Here is a 15,119-nt window from a genome sequence, read left to right as displayed (position 1 = left end):
TCCCTGACGGACAGTCACGCGGAGCGACGGCCGACTGGCTCATCGGCACGCCCCGCGTCCCACCGGAGCGACAGCGGTTCAGCGGCCGGCCGAGGGCCGGCAGCGCCAGGATCCGACCGAGGGCCGGCCGGCTCAGCGGTCGACCGGCACGCCGGGCGGCTCAGCGACCGGCCGGCGTGCCGGTGCGCAGGACACCGGCGTAGATGTCGAGGAGTTGCTTGGTGACCACGTCGGGGTGGAAGGTGCGCTCGTAGCGCAGCCTGGCGGCCGGCGCCAGCGCCGCGGCCCCGGCGGCGGCCACCGGCAGGGCGGCGGCCAACGCCGCCGGCTCGGGAGGCGCCACCCAGCCGGCCTCGCCCCGCCGCACACCCGCCGGCAGGGGCACCGGCCCGTCCCCGGCGACGGCGGAGGCGACGGCGGCCGGTCCGGTGCCGGCGGGCTCGCGGGGCGCGTCCGCGCCGACCAGGTAGGGGATGCCGCCGAGCGCGGTGCCGAGCACCGGGCGGCCGGCGGCGAGCGCCTCGATGATCACGGTGGGCAGCACGTCGTGCCAGGTCGAGGTGGCCAGCACCACCGCGCTCGCCTCCAGCGCGGCGCGCACCCCCGCCCGGTCCAGCGGCCCGAGGAAGGTCACGTCCGCCCGGTCCGCGGCCGCTGCCTCCACCAGCGGGCGCAGCTCGCCGTCGCCCGCGATGCGCAGCGGGCCGAGCGCCCCGTCCGGGTGTCGCCGCCAGGCGTCCAGGAGCAGGTCCAGCCCCTTCTCGGGGGAGAGCCGGCCGAGGAAGAGGAACCCCTCGCCCAGCGGGGCGGGGCGGCCCGGGTCGGGGATCGCGTTCGGCTTGACCACGATCCGCCCGGCCGGGATGCCGTAGTCGCGCAGGTGGTCGGCGACCGCCGAGGTGAGCGCGATGAACCGGTCCACCGAGCGCCACGTGCCGCGGTGCACGGCCAGCGTGGTCGCCATCAGCGCGCTCTGCGCCCGCGAGCCCCGGTAGCAGCGGTGCACGATCGCCGGCACGCCCAGCGCCCGGCCCCGGCAGTCCTGGCAGATCATCCCGTCCCGGAAGTAGAGCCCGGAGGAGCAGACCTGCCGGTAGTTGTGCACCGTCTGCACCACCGGCACGCCGTGCCGGTGCGCGGTCCGCACCACCCAGGGCGAGATCAGGGGGTACGGGTTGTGCAGATGCAGCACGTCCGGCCGGTGCTCGGTGATCAGCCGACTCAGGTCCTCCTGCGCGCGGGGCGCCCAGATGGGGGAGATCGGCAGCAGCGCCTTGGCCGACTTCGGCATCGTCGGGATCTCGTCCGAGCTGCGGATGAACGGCAGCACCTCGACGCCGGCCGCCGTCAGTTGGGCGATCTCCGCGTCGACGATCGTGTTCTCACCGGACGGCTGGGCTTCCCGGTACCGGTTGTGCGCCACCACGATTCTCACGGGAAAGAAGGCTACCGTTGGCTGGTGCCCGAACTACCGGAGGTTGAGGCGCTCGCGGGTTACCTGCGCGAGCGCGCGGTGGGGCGGCGCGTCGACCGCATGGAGGTCGCCGCGATCAGCGCCCTGAAGACGTACGACCCGGCACCGACCGCCGCCGCCGGGCGGGCCGTGGTGGACGCCCGCCGGCACGGCAAGTTCCTCGACGTGGTGCTCGACGGCGACCTGCACGTGGTGGTGCACCTGGCACGGGCGGGCTGGCTGCACTACCGGGAGGCGTTCCCGTCCGCCGCCCCGCTGCGCCCCGGCAAGGGCCCGGTCGCCCTGCGGGTACGCCTCGACGACGGCTCCGGCTTCGACCTGACCGAGGCCGGCACCCAGAAGAGCCTCGCCGTCTACCTGGTGACGGACCCGGCGACGGTGCCCGGGGTGGCCCGGCTCGGCCCCGACGCCCTCGCCGCCGACCCGGCCACCTTCGCCGAGCGGATGCGCAGCCGCAAGGGCCAGGTCAAGGGGGTGCTCACCGACCAGACGGTGCTGGCCGGCGTCGGCAACGCGTACTCCGACGAGATCCTGCACGCGGCGAAGCTGTCGCCGTTCGCGCTGACCCACCGGCTGACCGACGACCAGCTCGCGGCCCTGCACGCGGCCACGCGGGAGGTGCTCGGCGACGCGGTGCGCCGGTCGGTCGGGCAGAAGGCGGCCGAGCTGAAGGGCGAGAAGCGCTCGGGCCTGAAGGTGCACGCCCGGACCGGGCAGCCCTGTCCGGTCTGCGGCGACACCGTCCGCGAGGTCTCGTTCGCCGACTCCAGCCTCCAGTACTGCGCCACCTGTCAGACCGGCGGCAAGCCCCTCGCTGACCGTCGGTTGTCGCGGCTCGTACGGTGAGTGACGACACTCCCCGGCTACGGAGAGGAATCGGCCCTCTCGTTCCGAAGGTCGGAGTCGGAGCTCTACCGGGGGCGCAATCCATCGGTATAGTGGCTCGGTCCCCGGCTTCTGAAATGGCGCGGAGCCGGCCAGACGCCAGGCGGCACCACACCGGCGCAATGTCCCTCGGGTCGGCGTACGGGTCGGCACCGCGTGGGAGACTGGGACGGTGGGCGACCCGGGCCCTCACGGCGAGTGAGCGGCACGTGTCATGCGGGAGGACATGGGTGAGGTGACGACAAGCCTCCAGCGCCCGGTAACCAACACAGGCCGGAGCAAACTCGTGCGGCACGTCGACAGCTTCGAGATCCAGCCGCCGGCGTCGCCGTCCCCCAACGGCGTACCCCGGTCCGCGTGGGCCCGGGCCCGCCGCCGGGTGTCGCGCTGGCACCGCCCCTACATCACCCTCCTGCTGCTGCTCGACTTCGCGGCCGCCGCGGCCGCCAGCCTGATCGCCATCGAGACGTTCGACCAGTCCCGGGCGGGCTTCTACAACGCCGAGCAGGACCCGACGTGGTTCCACACGGTGGCGTTCGTGCTGCTGCCGCTCGGCTGGGTGGTCAGCCTCTGGGCCAACCGGGCCTACGACCGGCGCTACCTGGGCCTCGGGCCGGACGAGTACAAGCGGGTCATCCGGGCCGGCGTGGCCGTCACGGCGACGGTGTCCTTCCTCGCCTTCGCCACCAAGACCGACCTGTCCCGTTACACGGTCGGCACCGCCCTGCTCGCCGCGCTGCTGCTGATCCTGCTGAACCGGATGCTCTGCCGCTTCGTGCTGCACGTGGTCCGGCGCAACGTCGGCCAGGCCGGCCACCGGATGGTGCTGGTCGGCACCCTGCCGGAGTGCCTGGAGGTCTACACCGCGGTCACCCGCAACCCGGCCGCCGGGCTGGTGCCGGTCGCCATCCACGTCACCGACGGCTACGCGGCCGCCAAGGGCATCGAGACCCCGGTCCCGGTGTACGCGGGCCGGGACGTCCTCGCCCTCGTCCGCGAGGTGGGCGGCGACACGATCGCGGTCTGCGGCTCGGCCAGCGCCGAGCCGGGCGAGCTGCGCCGACTGGCCTGGCAGCTGGAGGGCTCCGGCGTCGACCTGGTCGTCGCCCCGCAGCTCACCGACATCGCCGGTCCCCGGGTGCACATCCGGCCGATCGAGGGCCTGCCGCTGCTGCACGTCGAGGAGCCGACCCTGTCCGGGCCGGCGCTGCTCGCCAAGAACCTGATGGACCGGGTGGCCGCCGGGCTGGGCCTGCTGCTGCTGGTCCCGGTCTTCCTGGCCATCGGGATCTCGATCCGCCTCTCCGACCCCGGCCCGGTGTTCTTCCGCCAGCCCCGGGTCGGCCACGAGGGCCGCACCTTCCGGGTCTGGAAGTTCCGCACCATGTACGTGGACGCGGAGGACCGGCTGGCCAGCCTGGTCGACCAGAACGAGACCGACGGCATGCTGTTCAAGATGAAGCAGGACCCGCGGGTCTTCCCGGTGGGCCGCTTCCTGCGGGCCTCGTCGCTGGACGAGCTGCCCCAGCTGATCAACGTGCTCAAGGGTGAGATGTCGCTGGTCGGGCCGCGCCCGCTGCCCGCCGACGACGGCGACTTCCTCGGCGACGTGCGCCGGCGCCTGCTGGTCCGGCCGGGCATGACCGGGCTGTGGCAGGTCTCCGGCCGCTCCGACCTGTCCTGGGACGAGGCGGTCCGGCTCGACCTCTACTACGTCGACAACTGGTCGCTGGCGTACGACCTGAGCATCCTGTGGCGCACGGTCGGAGTGGTGCTCGCCCGCAAGGGCGCGTACTGACCCCTTGGCGAGCGGGCCGACAGGGGCCAGGATCGCTGCGTGGGTGGCAACCTCTCGGCCGTCTTCGGCGTCGTCTCGCTGGTCACCGCGCTGGCCGCGGCCCTGTTCGCGGTGGTCCGGCTGCGCGGGCGGCGGGGCATCGCCACGGCCACCCAGCGGGCCACCTACGAGGTGTTGCACACCGCCGGGCTGGCCGCCGAGCCGCTGCGCGCCGGCCTGGGGGCGGCCAACGCGGCGAAGGCCGTACGCCACCTGCGGGCCCTGGTGGGGGCGGCCGGGCTGGCGCTGACGGACCGGGACACGCTGCTCGCCCTGGACGGGCGGGGCGGGCACCACGACGACCAACTGGTCGCGGCGGCCCGGCGGGCCGTGGCGACGGGCCGCTCGACCGTGCTCGGCGACTCGGAGCTGCACTGCGACCGGGTGGACTGCCCGGTGCGCGGCGCGGTGGTCGCCCCGCTGACCGGCGCCGACGGGCGCACGGTCGGCGCGCTGGTCGCGGTCGCCGACGGCCAGCCGGAGCCCGGCCTGGTGCAGGCCACCCTGGAGACGGCGCACTGGGCCGGCAACCAGCTCGCCCTGGCCGAGCTGGACTCCTCGCGGGAGCGGCTGGCCCGCGCCGAGGTGCGCGCCCTGCGCGCCCAGATCAGCCCGCACTTCATCTACAACGCGCTGACCGCGATCGGCTCGTTCGTGCGCACCGACCCGGACCGGGCCCGGGAGCTGATCCTGGAGTTCGCCGAGTTCACCCGGTACTCGTTCCGGGCGCACGGCGAGTTCACCACGCTGGCCGAGGAGCTGCGCTCGATCGACCGCTACCTGACCATCGAGCGGGCCCGGTTCGGCGACCGGCTCCAGGTGCGCCTCCAGATCGCCCCCGAGGTGCTGCCCGTGACCCTGCCGTTCCTCTGCCTGCAACCGCTGGTCGAGAACGCCGTCCGGCACGGGTTGTCCCGCAAGCCGGGCACGGGCATGGTGTGCATCGAGGCCCGGGACGCGGGCACGGAGTGCCACATAACGGTGGAGGACGACGGAGTGGGGATGGATCCGACCGCGCTGACCGCCGGCATCGCCGAGCTGGCCGGCGCCACCGGGGACCCGGGCGACGACCCGGGCCAGCACGTCGGCCTCTCCAACGTCGACGAGCGGCTCCGCTCGGTCTTCGGGGACGGCTTCGGCCTCGTCGTCGAGACGGGCCTCGGTTCCGGTACGAAGGTGAGCATGCGGGTGCCGAAGTTCCACCCCGGCGTACGGGCGGGCTCGTGACCGACCGGACCGGCGGGGTGAACCCGTCCGGTTTCCTCCGGGTGCTGGCGGTCGACGATGAGCCGCCGGCGCTGGACGAGCTGGCGTACCACCTGCGGGCCGACCCCCGGGTGGCCCGGCTGCACACGGCGGGGGACGCCACCGAGGCGCTGCGGGTGCTCCGCGACGGCGACGTGGACGTGGTCTTCCTCGACATCCGGATGCCCGGCCTGGACGGCATGGAGCTGGCCCGGGTGCTGCGCCGCTTCGCCCGCCCACCGGCGATCGTCTTCGTCACCGCGTACGACGACGGGGCGGTGGACGCGTTCGACCTGGGCGCCACCGACTACGTCCGCAAGCCGGTACGCGCCGAGCGCCTCGCCGAGTCGCTGCGCCGGGTGATCGGATCCCGGGTGGTGCCGTCGCACCCGGCGGCCCTCGCGCGGGCGGAGGAGGATCCGACCATCCCGATCGAGCTGGCCGGCACCACCCGGATGCTGCCCCGCTCGGCGGTGCGCTGGGTGGAGGCACAGGGCGACTACGCGCGACTGCACACCGCCGACGGCTCGCACCTCGTCCGGGTGTCGCTGGCGACCCTGGCCGAGCGCTGGGCGGATGCCGGGTTCGTCCGGATCCACCGGTCGTACCTGGTGCAGCTCAAGCTGATCGCCGAGCTGCGACTCGTCAACTCCGGGTACGTGGTGGTGGTCGACTCGGCCGAACTGCCGGTGAGCCGACGGCACACCCGCGAGCTGAAGGACAAGCTGGTCCGCGCGGCGAAGCAGGACTGGAACCGCTGAGGCGGGAATAAGCTCGCATTGTCGTACGCTGTACGGTACTCCGTACGAAAATGGAGGCCGCCTTGTTCGACGCCGCGACCGAATTCGACCGCCAGCTCGACCGCCTGGTGGAGCTGGGCTACCCGGCCCTGGCCGACCTGACCGAGGACGCCTTCCGTGACCTGGTCGCCCCGCTGCGCGCGGCGGCCGTCGCCGGGGCGGCCGGCCTGCCCGCCCCGACCGAGGGACGGGTGCCGTTCCTGCTGGTGGTCACCCGCGACCTGGTGCCGGTGGAGGAGCGCGTCGCACTCACCACGCTGGCCGGCAAGCGGAAGCCGGGGATCGTCGACCGGCACTACGCCGAGGGTGACCTACCGAAGTTCGACCCGATCAAGGAGCTGGAGGTGCCGGCCGGGCCGGCGTACCTGCTCTTCGACGTCGACCGGGGCGAGGAGACGCTGAATTTGCCCCCCGCCGCCGCGATGGAGGTGATCACCGGCCAGGGCCGGCTGCCGCTCAGCATCGACGAGGGAATCGCCTTCGTCGCGCTGCACCCCGAGGCGCTGGCGAAGAACAAGTGCTTCTCGCTGGTCGGCTCCCGCTGCGGCGACAGGCGGGTGCCGGCGATCTGGATCAGCCAGAACGCGCCGAAGCTCGGCTGGTGCTGGTACGGCAACCCGCACACCTGGCTCGGCTCCGCCTCCGCCCGCCCCGAGCGCGTCGGGCTGGGCTGACGGTCGCGGGGACGGCCGGGCGAGGTATCCCGGCCGTCCCCGCCTCCACTCACCGGGGCAACGTCAGCCGGCTCCAGTCCTCACCGTCGGCACTGACGTGGACGACGACCGAGTTGGCGTCGGTGGGGTCCTCCCGATCGGCCAGCCAGACCAGCCCCCGGGACGTGCCGAACGACGTGCCCTCGTTGCCGGTCCGCGTGCTCCGGCTGAAGTGCCGCCCGCCGTCCCGGCTGATCCACACGAACGACGTGGCGCCGTCCTGCGTCACGTCGCCGACGAGCAGGGCCCCGTTCGCGCCCCGGGTGATCCCCCGGACCATGTCCGTCGAGGGGAGGTCGGTGCCGACATCCGCCCAGGACCGGCCGCCGTCCGTGGTGTGCAGCAGCCGGGCCGGACCGGCGGGTCGCTCCCCGTGCGGGTCGGCGGACATGGTCCCGCCCAGCACGTACGCCTCCTGCGCACTCACGGCGACCAACGAGCTCGCCCACACACCCTCGGGCACCGTCGACGTGCGCCAGGTCGCTCCCCGGTCGACGCTGAGGGCGACCGAGGCGGGCGCTCCGTGGTCGGGCGCGGGCGACATGAGCCAGAGGGCGCCGTCATCGGCCTGGTCCACCGCCTGCGGCACGGCCTCCCCGGGCGCGTCCGTGAGCCGGTACACCCGCCAGGTGCTCGAATCGACCGCCAGCGGGCGCGGCATCGCCCCGCAGGACTCCGCGCAGCGTGCCGGATGGGCGTTCTCGGGGAAGGCACGGACCTCGGTCGCCACCGACGCGAGACTCCGCCAGGTGAGGCCGGCGTCCAGCGAGACGACCTGGCTGCCGTCGATGCTGACCAGGTACCGCCGCTCGTCGAGCACGGTGAACCGGACGTCCGAGGTGCGGCGTCCCTCCGCGTCCGACCTGCACGGGCCGTCGAGGTAGTTGGTGCGCCAGCCCGACCAGGTACGCCCGGCGTCGGTGGTGGCCGTGAAGCTCAGCCGACATCCGTTGTCGGCCTCCTCCACCGCCACCGCCGACCGCTCGGAGAGCACGACCAGATGGCTCACGCGAGGGTCGGCCGGCGGGTCGGTCGGGTCCGGACCGGCCAAGTCCACCCCGCCCCCGTGCCCGGTGAACGGGGCGACCGCCGTACCGCCGAGCGCCAGCGCGACTGCCGACCCGACGCCGGCCGCCCGGCGGCGACGACGCAGCCGCGCCGCGCGCCGGAGGTCGCCGAGCGGCGGCTGACGGACGGCGTCTGCGACGGTCTCGACGTCGAACCCGGTGAACTCACGATCGGACATCGGCCCTCCCGGTCTGCGTGGTCTCGGCGGTGTCGACGCGCTCCTGGTCGCGGTCGCGCCGCACCTCGTGGTCGCGGTCGTCGGTGAGCAGCGCCGCCAGCGCCTGCCGGCCGCGGGACAGGCGGGACTTGACCGTGCCGGCGGAGACGCCGAGCGTCGCCGCCACCTCGTCGACCGGCAGGTCGACCAGGTAGTGCAGGGCGAGCGCGTGCCGCTGCCCGTCGGGCAGCCCGCGCAGCGCGGCCAGCAACGCGAGGTGCTCCGGCGCGCGGTCGGCGACGGCGGGCGGCGGGCCGATCCGGCGCAGCAGCCCTTCGAGCACCCGCCGTCGCCGGTACCGGCTGCGGGCCACGTTCACCGCGACCCGCCGCAGCCACGACTCCGGGTTCTCCAGCCGGGCGAAGCGCCGGGGCGCGGCCAGCGCCCTGGTGAACGCCTCCTGGACCGCCTCCTGCGCCTCGTTCAGGTCGCCGGTCACCGCGTAGAGCTGCACCACGAGCCGGCGGAAACACCCGGCGTAGAGCTCCGAGATCAGATCGCCGTCGGACACCGTCACCTCCCTCCTCCACCTGTTCCACCCACGAGCGCGGCGGCAGGTTCCCCAGCCGATCGAGAGATTCCCACGGAGTTATCCACAGGGGTGACGCGTTCTCCACAGGTTGTGCACAGCCCGCTGTGGATCACGCGCACGGGCCGCGGCGGCCGCAAACGTGCCACGGCTGAGACGAGTGCGACGAGTGGCGACGAGTGCGACGGGTGCCCTTGACAATCGCGGTGATCGGGCCAGACTGCCGGGGTGGCCGCTGCCGACGATCCCGTCCCGGCGCCCCGGTCGGGCCGGCCCGAAGCACCGGGGCGGATGGGGGTGCCGCGGCAGACTCCGGCCGCCCAGCCCCGGGCCCGGATCGTGCTGGCCGAGGTGTCGCGCCGCGAGGACCGGGCGGAACGCACCCGCGCCGAGCTGGCCCAGCAGACCCGGGTCGGCGAGGCGCTCGTCCGGGGGCTGGTCCGGGCCCAGTTCGCGCTGGCCCTGCGGCTCTCCCTGGTGGTGGCGATCGGGCTCGGCGGGTTGCCGTGGCTGTTCGCCATCGCGCCCGACGTCGGCCGGATCACCGTGCTCGGCGTCAACCTGCCCTGGCTGCTGCTCGGCGTGGTCTCGTTCCCCTTCCTGATCGCGGTCGGCTGGGCGTACGTGCGGCTCGCCGAACGGAACGAGCAGGACTTCACCGACCTAGTCCAGCGGCCGGAGCGCTGACGTGGGCAACGGTCTCGTCGTCCCGGCGATCGTGGCGGTCACCCTGGTCACCGTCGGCATCGGCTTCTACGGGCTGCGGCTGGCGCGCACCACCTCCGACTTCCTGGTCGCCTCGCGGGCGATCAGCCCGACCTGGAACGCGGCGGCGATCGGCGGGGAGTACCTCTCGGCGGCGAGCTTCCTCGGCGTCGCCGGGCTGATCCTCAAGTACGGCGTCGACGTGCTCTGGTACCCGGTGGGCTTCGCCGCCGGCTACCTCGCGCTGCTGCTCTTCGTGGCCGCGCCGCTGCGCCGCTCCGGCGCGTTCACCCTGCCGGACTTCTGCGAGCTGCGGCTCGGTTCGCGCCGGCTACGCACCCTCGCCACCGCATTCGTGATCTTCATCGGCTGGCTCTACCTCGTGCCGCAGCTCCAGGGGGCGGGGCTGACGCTGGCCACGGTGACCGGCTCGCCGTACCCCCTGGGGGCCCTGCTGGTGGCCGTGGTGGTCACCGCGAACGTGGCGCTCGGCGGCATGCGCGCGATCACCTTCGTCCAGGCCTTCCAGTACTGGCTGAAGCTGACCGCGCTCGCCGTACCGGCGATCTTCCTGGCGTTGCAGTGGCAGGCCGACGCCCGGCCGGCGGTGACCCCGCCCGACGGGCCGGCGTTCCGGACCGCGACCACCGTCGTGGTCGAGCACCGCGCGACCCTCACCCTTCCCGACGGCCAGATCCGGGAGGTACGCCCCGGCGACGAGCTGTCCTTCGCCGCCGGTGACCCGGTGCCGGAGGTCTCCGGGGTGGCCACCGACGCGGCCGACTGGCTGCTGCCGAGCACCGCCGGGGACGACGACCGGGGCCTGTTCGCGACCTACTCGCTGATCCTGGCCACCTTCCTCGGCACCATGGGGCTGCCGCACGTGCTGGTGCGTTTCTACACCAACCCGGACGGCGCGGCCGCCCGGCGCACCACGCTGGTCGTGCTGGCCCTGGTCGGCGCGTTCTATCTGCTGCCGACCATCTACGGGGTGCTCGGCCGGATCTACACCCCGCAACTGCTGGTCACCGGCCAGACGGACGCGGTGGTGGTGCTGCTGCCGGGAGCCGCGCTGGGCGACGGGCCGACCGGGCGGCTGCTCGCCGCGCTGGTCGCTGCCGGCGCGTTCGCGGCCTTCCTGTCCACCTCGTCCGGGCTGCTCACCAGCGTCGCCGGGGTGATCTCGACCGACGTGCTCGGCCGGGGCTCGGTCCGCGGGTTCCGGCTGGCCACGGTGATCGCCGGCGGCGTGCCGGCGGTGCTCGCGCTCAACCTCGCCGGGCTGGACGTGTCCCAGGTGGTCGGGCTGGCGTTCGCGGTCGCCGCGTCCAGCTTCTGCCCGCTGCTGGTCCTCGGCATCTGGTGGCGCGGGCTGACCGACCTCGGCGCCGCCGCCGGGATCCTGGTCGGCGGCGGCGCCGCGGTCGGGGCGGTGCTGGTCACCGTGCTCGGCCCGCCGCTGTCCGGCTGGCCGGCCACGCTCACCGCGCAGCCGGCCGCGTGGACGGTGCCGCTGGCCTTCACCGTGATGGTGGCGGTGTCCGTGGCGACCCGCCGCCGGGCGCCGGCCGACGTCGGGGCCACCATGCTCCGGCTGCACGCGCCGGAGACGCTGCGGCTGTGAGCGACCGCCGCCACGCCCCGGGTACGTCTCGGGGATGACCGGGGATCATCCTGCGGCCGGACCGGTGGCCGGCCGATGCCGGATACGGTCGGACGCATGACTGCTGAGCACCCGGCTCTCTCCCTCCGTGGCCTGGCCAAACAGTTCGACGGCAAGGTCGCGGTGGCCGGTGTCGACCTGGACGTCCCGGCCGGCTCCTTCTACGGCCTGCTCGGCCCGAACGGCGCCGGCAAGACGACGACCCTGTCCATGGCGGTCGGCCTGCTCCGGCCCGACGCCGGTGGGGCGTGGGTGCTGGGGCATGACGTCTGGGCCGACCCGGTGGCCGCGAAGCAGCTGCTCGGCGTGATGCCGGACGGCGTACGCCTCTTCGACCGGCTCAGCGGCGCGGAGCTGCTCGCGTACCACGGCCTGCTGCGGGGCATGGACCCGGCGGTGGTCGACCAGCGGGCGGCGGAGCTGCTGGACGTGCTCGCGCTCGGCGACGCCGGGCGGACCCTGGTGGTCGACTACTCCGCCGGCATGAAGAAGAAGATCGGCCTGGCCTGCGCGCTGCTGCACGGGCCCCGGCTGCTCGTGCTGGACGAGCCCTTCGAGGCGGTCGACCCGGTGTCGGCCGCGCTAATCCGGGACATCCTGCACCGGTACGTGACCGGGGGCGGGACGGTCGTCTTCTCCAGCCACGTCATGGAGGTCGTCGAGCGGCTCTGCTCGCACGTGGCGATCCTGGCGGCGGGCACCATCAAGCGCGTCGGCACGATCGACGAGGTGCGCGGTGGCCGGCCGCTGGAGCAGGTCTTCGTCGAGGTGGTCGGCGGCCGCACGGCGACTGGTGAGGAGCTGGCGTGGCTGTCGCGGTGACGCACCCGACCAGCCCGGCGACGGCGGTCCGACGGGTCTCCGCCCGGCACTTCGTCCGGCTCAAGCTGCGGGTGATGGGCAACAACTTCCGGGGTCAGGGCTGGCGGGTCGGCCTCTTCGTGGCCGGCGTGCTGGCCGGCCTCTGGCTCGGCGGCACCGGCTTCTTCCTCTTCGCCGCGCCCGGCCTGGCCGACGGGGGCCGCTACGCGCTGATGGTCGCCTCCCTCGGCGGCGGCTTGGCCGTGCTCGGCTGGCTGCTGCTGCCGCTGGTCTTCTTCGGGGTGGACGAGACGCTGGACCCGGCCCGGTTCGCGTTGCTGCCGCTGCCCCGCCGCACGCTGGTCACCGGCCTGTTCGCCGCCGCCTTCGTCAGCGTCCCCACGCTCGCGGTGCTGCTGGCCCTCTCCGGGCTGGTGGTCACCGCCGGGGCGCTGGGCGGCTGGTCCGCCGCCGCGGTGATGTCGGTCGGGGTGGTCGCCGGGCTTCTGCTCTGCGTCGCGGGGGCCCGGGCGGTCACCAGCGCGTTCGCCACGGCGCTGCGGTCCCGCCGGGTCCGTGACCTGGCCGCCGTGCTGCTCGCCGTACTCGCCGCGCTGCTCGGCCCGTTGCAGCTCGCGGGCGTCGCCGCCCTCGGGGACGCGGACTGGGACCGGCTCGACGGCGTGGCCGAGGTGATCGGCTGGACGCCGTTCGGCGCCCCCTGGACGGCCGGCATCGACGTGGCCGAGGGCCGCGCCTGGGCCGCCCCGGTGAAGCTGCTGATCACGGCGGCGGCGATCGTCGCGCTGCTGGCCTGGTGGTCCCGCTCGCTCGAGTCGGCCATGGTGGGCGCGGCCAGCGCCGGCCCGGCCCGAGACCGACGCGGCGTGGCCGGCGGGGCGGTCGCCCAGCTCTTCCCCCGCGCGGCCGGCTGGGCCCGCCGGGACCGGTTCGGCGCGCTGGTCGCCCGGGACGTCCGCTACTGGTGGCGGGACGCCCGGCGGCGGGCCAACCTGATCACCGTCGCGGTCGTCGGCCTCTTCGTGCCGGTCATGGTCAACCTCGGCGGCTCGGGCTTCAGCGTGGGGGCGGAGCAGGGGTTCAGCGTCCCCGACACGGCGTCGCCGGTGCTGGTCACCCTGTCGATGCTCTTCGTGGGCCTGCTCGCCGCGGTCACCCTGGCCAACCAGTTCGGCTTCGACGGCAGCGCGTACGCCGCGAACGTGGTGGCGGGCGTGCCGGGGCAGCTGGAGTTGCGCGCCCGGATGGCCGCGTTCTCGATCTACCTGCTGCCGATGCTGGCGGTGATCTCCGTGGTGGTGGCGGTGGTCCTCGGCGAGCCCGGCTGGATCGGGCTGATGGCGGGCACCCTGGTCGCCACCTACGGCGCGGGGCTCGCCGTCAACACCTTCGTCTCGGTGCTCGGGGCGTACTCGCTGCCGGAGACGAGCAACCCGTTCGCGCTAAACAGCGGCGCCGGGGTGGCGAAGAGCTTCCTCACCCTGCTGTCCATGCTCGCCTCGGCGGTCGCCGCGGTGCCGATGGTGGTGGCCGCCGGGCTGCTCGGCGACGTCTGGCTCTGGCTGGCCCTGCCGGTCGGCGCGGCGTACGGCCTGGGCGCCGCGCTGCTCGGCGCGTACCTGGCCGGCGACGTGCTGGACCGCCGCATGCCCGAACTGCTCGCCACGGTGACCCCGCGCCGCTGAGAATCGACACCGTCGGGCCGCAACCCGCAGCACCCACACGGTGTGCCGGCAGAGCCGCGCCGCCCGCGCCGGGGGCTTGCCGGGCGGCGGCACAATGGCCGGATGCCCGTCGTCGAGGCGGTGGCGACCGTGCCGGTGCCACCCGAGTTGGCCTTCGCGGTCTCGCAGACCACCGCGCCGGTGCGCTACCGCTGGGACCCGTTCGTCCGCGAGCAGCGACTCGTCGACGGGGCGACCCGCCCCGGCAAGGGCGTTCGCACCTTCACCCGCTCCCGACACGGGCTGACCATGGTCAGCGAGTACGTCTCCTGGGCGCCACCGAGCCACGTCGGCATGAAGATGGTGAGTGGCCCGTGGTTCTTCGAGATGTTCGCCGGCGGCTGGCGCTTCGCGCCCGCGTCCGAGCCGGGGTTCACGGTCGCCACCTGGCGGTACAGCTTCCGCTGCCGTCCGGCGTTCCTACGTCCGGTCGCCGACCGGATCGGGGTCTGGCTGCTCCACCGAGACATCCGCCGCCGGATCGCCGGCTACGCCGCCGGCTGCACCGACCCCGAGGTGCTGGCCGCCGCCCGCCGCGCCCTCACCGACGACTGAGCGGCAGGGGTGCGCCTCAGCCCGAATCAGGAGCGCCCGACCGACCTGCCCGAACGGCGATGATCAGTTGACGGAAAACCAGGCGCAGACGGCGCCGGGCACCGGTTCTCCGTCAACTGATCATCCGGGCGACCCGGCTGAGCCAGGGCGAGCAGGGGGCGGGCGGAACGGCCCCGGCGGGAGCAGGGGGCGGCACAATGTTTCACGTGAATCATGAGCCGGGCGCCGAGATCCACCACACCGACCCGTTCGCCGTGCCCGCCGGGCAGCGCTCCCCCGTACGCCGGTTGCGGGGCCGGCTGGCCTCGCCGGTGACCCTCTGGACGGCGCCCGGGCCGGCGGGCCTGACGGTGTCGTCGACGCTGGTGGCGGAGGGCGAGCCGGACCGGCTGCTCGGCCTGGTCGACCCGGAGTCGGACCTGTGGGCGGCGGTCGAGTCCGCCGGCCGCTTCGCGGTGACCCCGCTGAACCCGTCGCACCGGCAGCTCGCCGACCGGTTCGCCGGCCTCTTCCCGTCGCCGGGCGGTCTCTTCGCCACCGGGGCGTGGACCGACACGCCCTACGGTCCGGTGCCGACCGACGCCGGGGGCTGGGCGGGATGCCGGCTCGACGCCGCCCGCGAGTACGGCTGGGGCCTGCTGATGGAGGCCACCATCGAAACCGTCGAGCTGACCGGGGAGACGGATCCGCTGCTGCACTACCGGGGCCGGTACCGCGAGCTGACCTGACGAGGACCGGCACGTCCGGTTCCTCGACGTCGAGCACGAGACGGTGCTCCGGAGACGGGACCGACGTCGGGCCGGTGGTTCGACCCCGACGACCGTTCAGCGGAGTGAGCTGCGTCACTCGGCGCAGCCACCGTGCCGTTCGGCGCAGCCGCCG

The 15,119-nt window shown here is 74.3% G+C and carries 13 protein-coding genes and 1 pseudogene; 11 read left to right on the top strand and 3 right to left on the bottom strand.

Features of this window, described 5'->3' with window-relative positions:
• Nucleotides 1–160 precede the first annotated feature (160 nt).
• On the bottom strand, nt 161–1,435 hold the full coding sequence (locus ABZ793_RS02225) for a glycosyltransferase (RefSeq protein WP_357450516.1): 1,275 nt from the start codon (nt 1,433–1,435) through the stop codon (nt 161–163).
• A 24-nt stretch (nt 1,436–1,459) separates the two neighbouring features.
• Here ABZ793_RS02225 and ABZ793_RS02220 point away from each other — a divergent pair, with 24 nt between their 5' ends.
• From ABZ793_RS02220 to ABZ793_RS02200, 5 genes are all read left to right on the top strand, one after another.
• Nucleotides 1,460–2,320 (top strand): DNA-formamidopyrimidine glycosylase family protein, encoded by an 861-nt coding sequence (locus tag ABZ793_RS02220; RefSeq protein WP_357450513.1) that lies wholly within the window; start codon nt 1,460–1,462, stop codon nt 2,318–2,320.
• A gap of 265 nt (nt 2,321–2,585) precedes the next feature.
• Nucleotides 2,586–4,157, top strand: a complete 1,572-nt coding sequence (locus ABZ793_RS02215; protein ID WP_357450647.1) for a sugar transferase — start codon at nt 2,586–2,588, stop codon at nt 4,155–4,157.
• Between the two features lie 39 nt (nt 4,158–4,196).
• On the top strand, nt 4,197–5,423 hold the full coding sequence (locus tag ABZ793_RS02210) for a histidine kinase (protein WP_357450510.1): 1,227 nt from the start codon (nt 4,197–4,199) through the stop codon (nt 5,421–5,423).
• A 17-nt stretch (nt 5,424–5,440) separates the two neighbouring features.
• Nucleotides 5,441–6,202 carry a LytTR family DNA-binding domain-containing protein gene (locus ABZ793_RS02205; RefSeq protein ID WP_350682550.1) on the top strand — a complete coding sequence of 254 codons (762 nt, stop codon included), beginning with the start codon at nt 5,441–5,443 and terminating at the stop codon, nt 6,200–6,202.
• A gap of 50 nt (nt 6,203–6,252) precedes the next feature.
• Nucleotides 6,253–6,915: a DUF5701 family protein gene (locus ABZ793_RS02200; RefSeq protein ID WP_357450507.1), complete on the top strand. Its 663-nt coding sequence runs from the start codon at nt 6,253–6,255 to the stop codon at nt 6,913–6,915.
• A 49-nt stretch (nt 6,916–6,964) separates the two neighbouring features.
• Here ABZ793_RS02200 and ABZ793_RS02195 read toward each other — a convergent pair whose 3' ends face one another.
• A complete protein-coding gene (locus ABZ793_RS02195; RefSeq protein WP_357450504.1) occupies nt 6,965–8,200 on the bottom strand; it encodes a hypothetical protein in 1,236 nt (411 codons plus the stop codon).
• Nucleotides 8,187–8,750 (bottom strand): sigma-70 family RNA polymerase sigma factor, encoded by a 564-nt coding sequence (locus tag ABZ793_RS02190; protein ID WP_357450501.1) that lies wholly within the window; start codon nt 8,748–8,750, stop codon nt 8,187–8,189. The genes ABZ793_RS02195 and ABZ793_RS02190 overlap by 14 nt, the downstream gene beginning before the upstream one ends.
• A 309-nt stretch (nt 8,751–9,059) precedes the next feature.
• On the opposite strand from ABZ793_RS02190, the gene ABZ793_RS02185 reads away from it, so the two are divergent.
• The 6 genes and pseudogenes from ABZ793_RS02185 to ABZ793_RS02160 form a co-directional block, all read left to right on the top strand.
• A complete protein-coding gene (locus ABZ793_RS02185; RefSeq protein WP_357450495.1) occupies nt 9,060–9,455 on the top strand; it encodes a hypothetical protein in 396 nt (131 codons plus the stop codon).
• Between the two features lies 1 nt (nt 9,456).
• The gene (locus ABZ793_RS02180; protein ID WP_357450492.1) at nt 9,457–11,097 is read left to right on the top strand and encodes a cation acetate symporter; all 1,641 of its coding nucleotides are present in this window, start codon (nt 9,457–9,459) and stop codon (nt 11,095–11,097) included.
• Between the two features lie 96 nt (nt 11,098–11,193).
• Complete coding sequence (locus ABZ793_RS02175) at nt 11,194–11,958, top strand: ABC transporter ATP-binding protein (protein WP_350702602.1); 765 nt, start codon at nt 11,194–11,196, stop codon at nt 11,956–11,958.
• Entirely contained in the window at nt 11,943–13,643 is a 1,701-nt protein-coding gene (locus ABZ793_RS02170) for an ABC transporter permease (RefSeq protein ID WP_357450489.1), read from the top strand. The genes ABZ793_RS02175 and ABZ793_RS02170 overlap by 16 nt, the downstream gene beginning before the upstream one ends.
• A gap of 102 nt (nt 13,644–13,745) precedes the next feature.
• Nucleotides 13,746–14,237, top strand: coding sequence for an SRPBCC family protein (locus ABZ793_RS02165; RefSeq protein ID WP_357450486.1), 492 nt, complete (start codon nt 13,746–13,748; stop codon nt 14,235–14,237).
• 197 nt (nt 14,238–14,434) lie between these two features.
• Nucleotides 14,435–14,965, top strand: a pseudogene (locus ABZ793_RS02160) (flavin reductase family protein); the annotation flags it as partial.
• Nucleotides 14,966–15,119 lie beyond the last annotated feature (154 nt).

Origin of the sequence: Micromonospora sp. NPDC047465 (assembly GCF_040643125.1) — a bacterium.
GTDB lineage: Bacteria > Actinomycetota > Actinomycetes > Mycobacteriales > Micromonosporaceae > Micromonospora.
This window is presented reverse-complemented; position numbering and strand designations above follow the sequence as displayed.

Bases quoted from the DNA above. Each gene is read 5' to 3' on its own strand.
- ABZ793_RS02175 (WP_350702602.1), top strand. From the start codon at position 11,194: ATGACTGCTGAGCACCCGGCTCTCTCCCTCCGTGGCCTGGCCAAACAG.
- ABZ793_RS02185 (WP_357450495.1), top strand. From the start codon at position 9,060: ATGGGGGTGCCGCGGCAGACTCCGGCCGCCCAGCCCCGGGCCCGGATC.
- ABZ793_RS02165 (WP_357450486.1), top strand. From the start codon at position 13,746: ATGCCCGTCGTCGAGGCGGTGGCGACCGTGCCGGTGCCACCCGAGTTG.
- ABZ793_RS02215 (WP_357450647.1), top strand. From the start codon at position 2,586: ATGGGTGAGGTGACGACAAGCCTCCAGCGCCCGGTAACCAACACAGGC.
- ABZ793_RS02200 (WP_357450507.1), top strand. From the start codon at position 6,253: ATGGAGGCCGCCTTGTTCGACGCCGCGACCGAATTCGACCGCCAGCTC.
- ABZ793_RS02195 (WP_357450504.1), bottom strand. From the start codon at position 8,200: ATGTCCGATCGTGAGTTCACCGGGTTCGACGTCGAGACCGTCGCAGAC.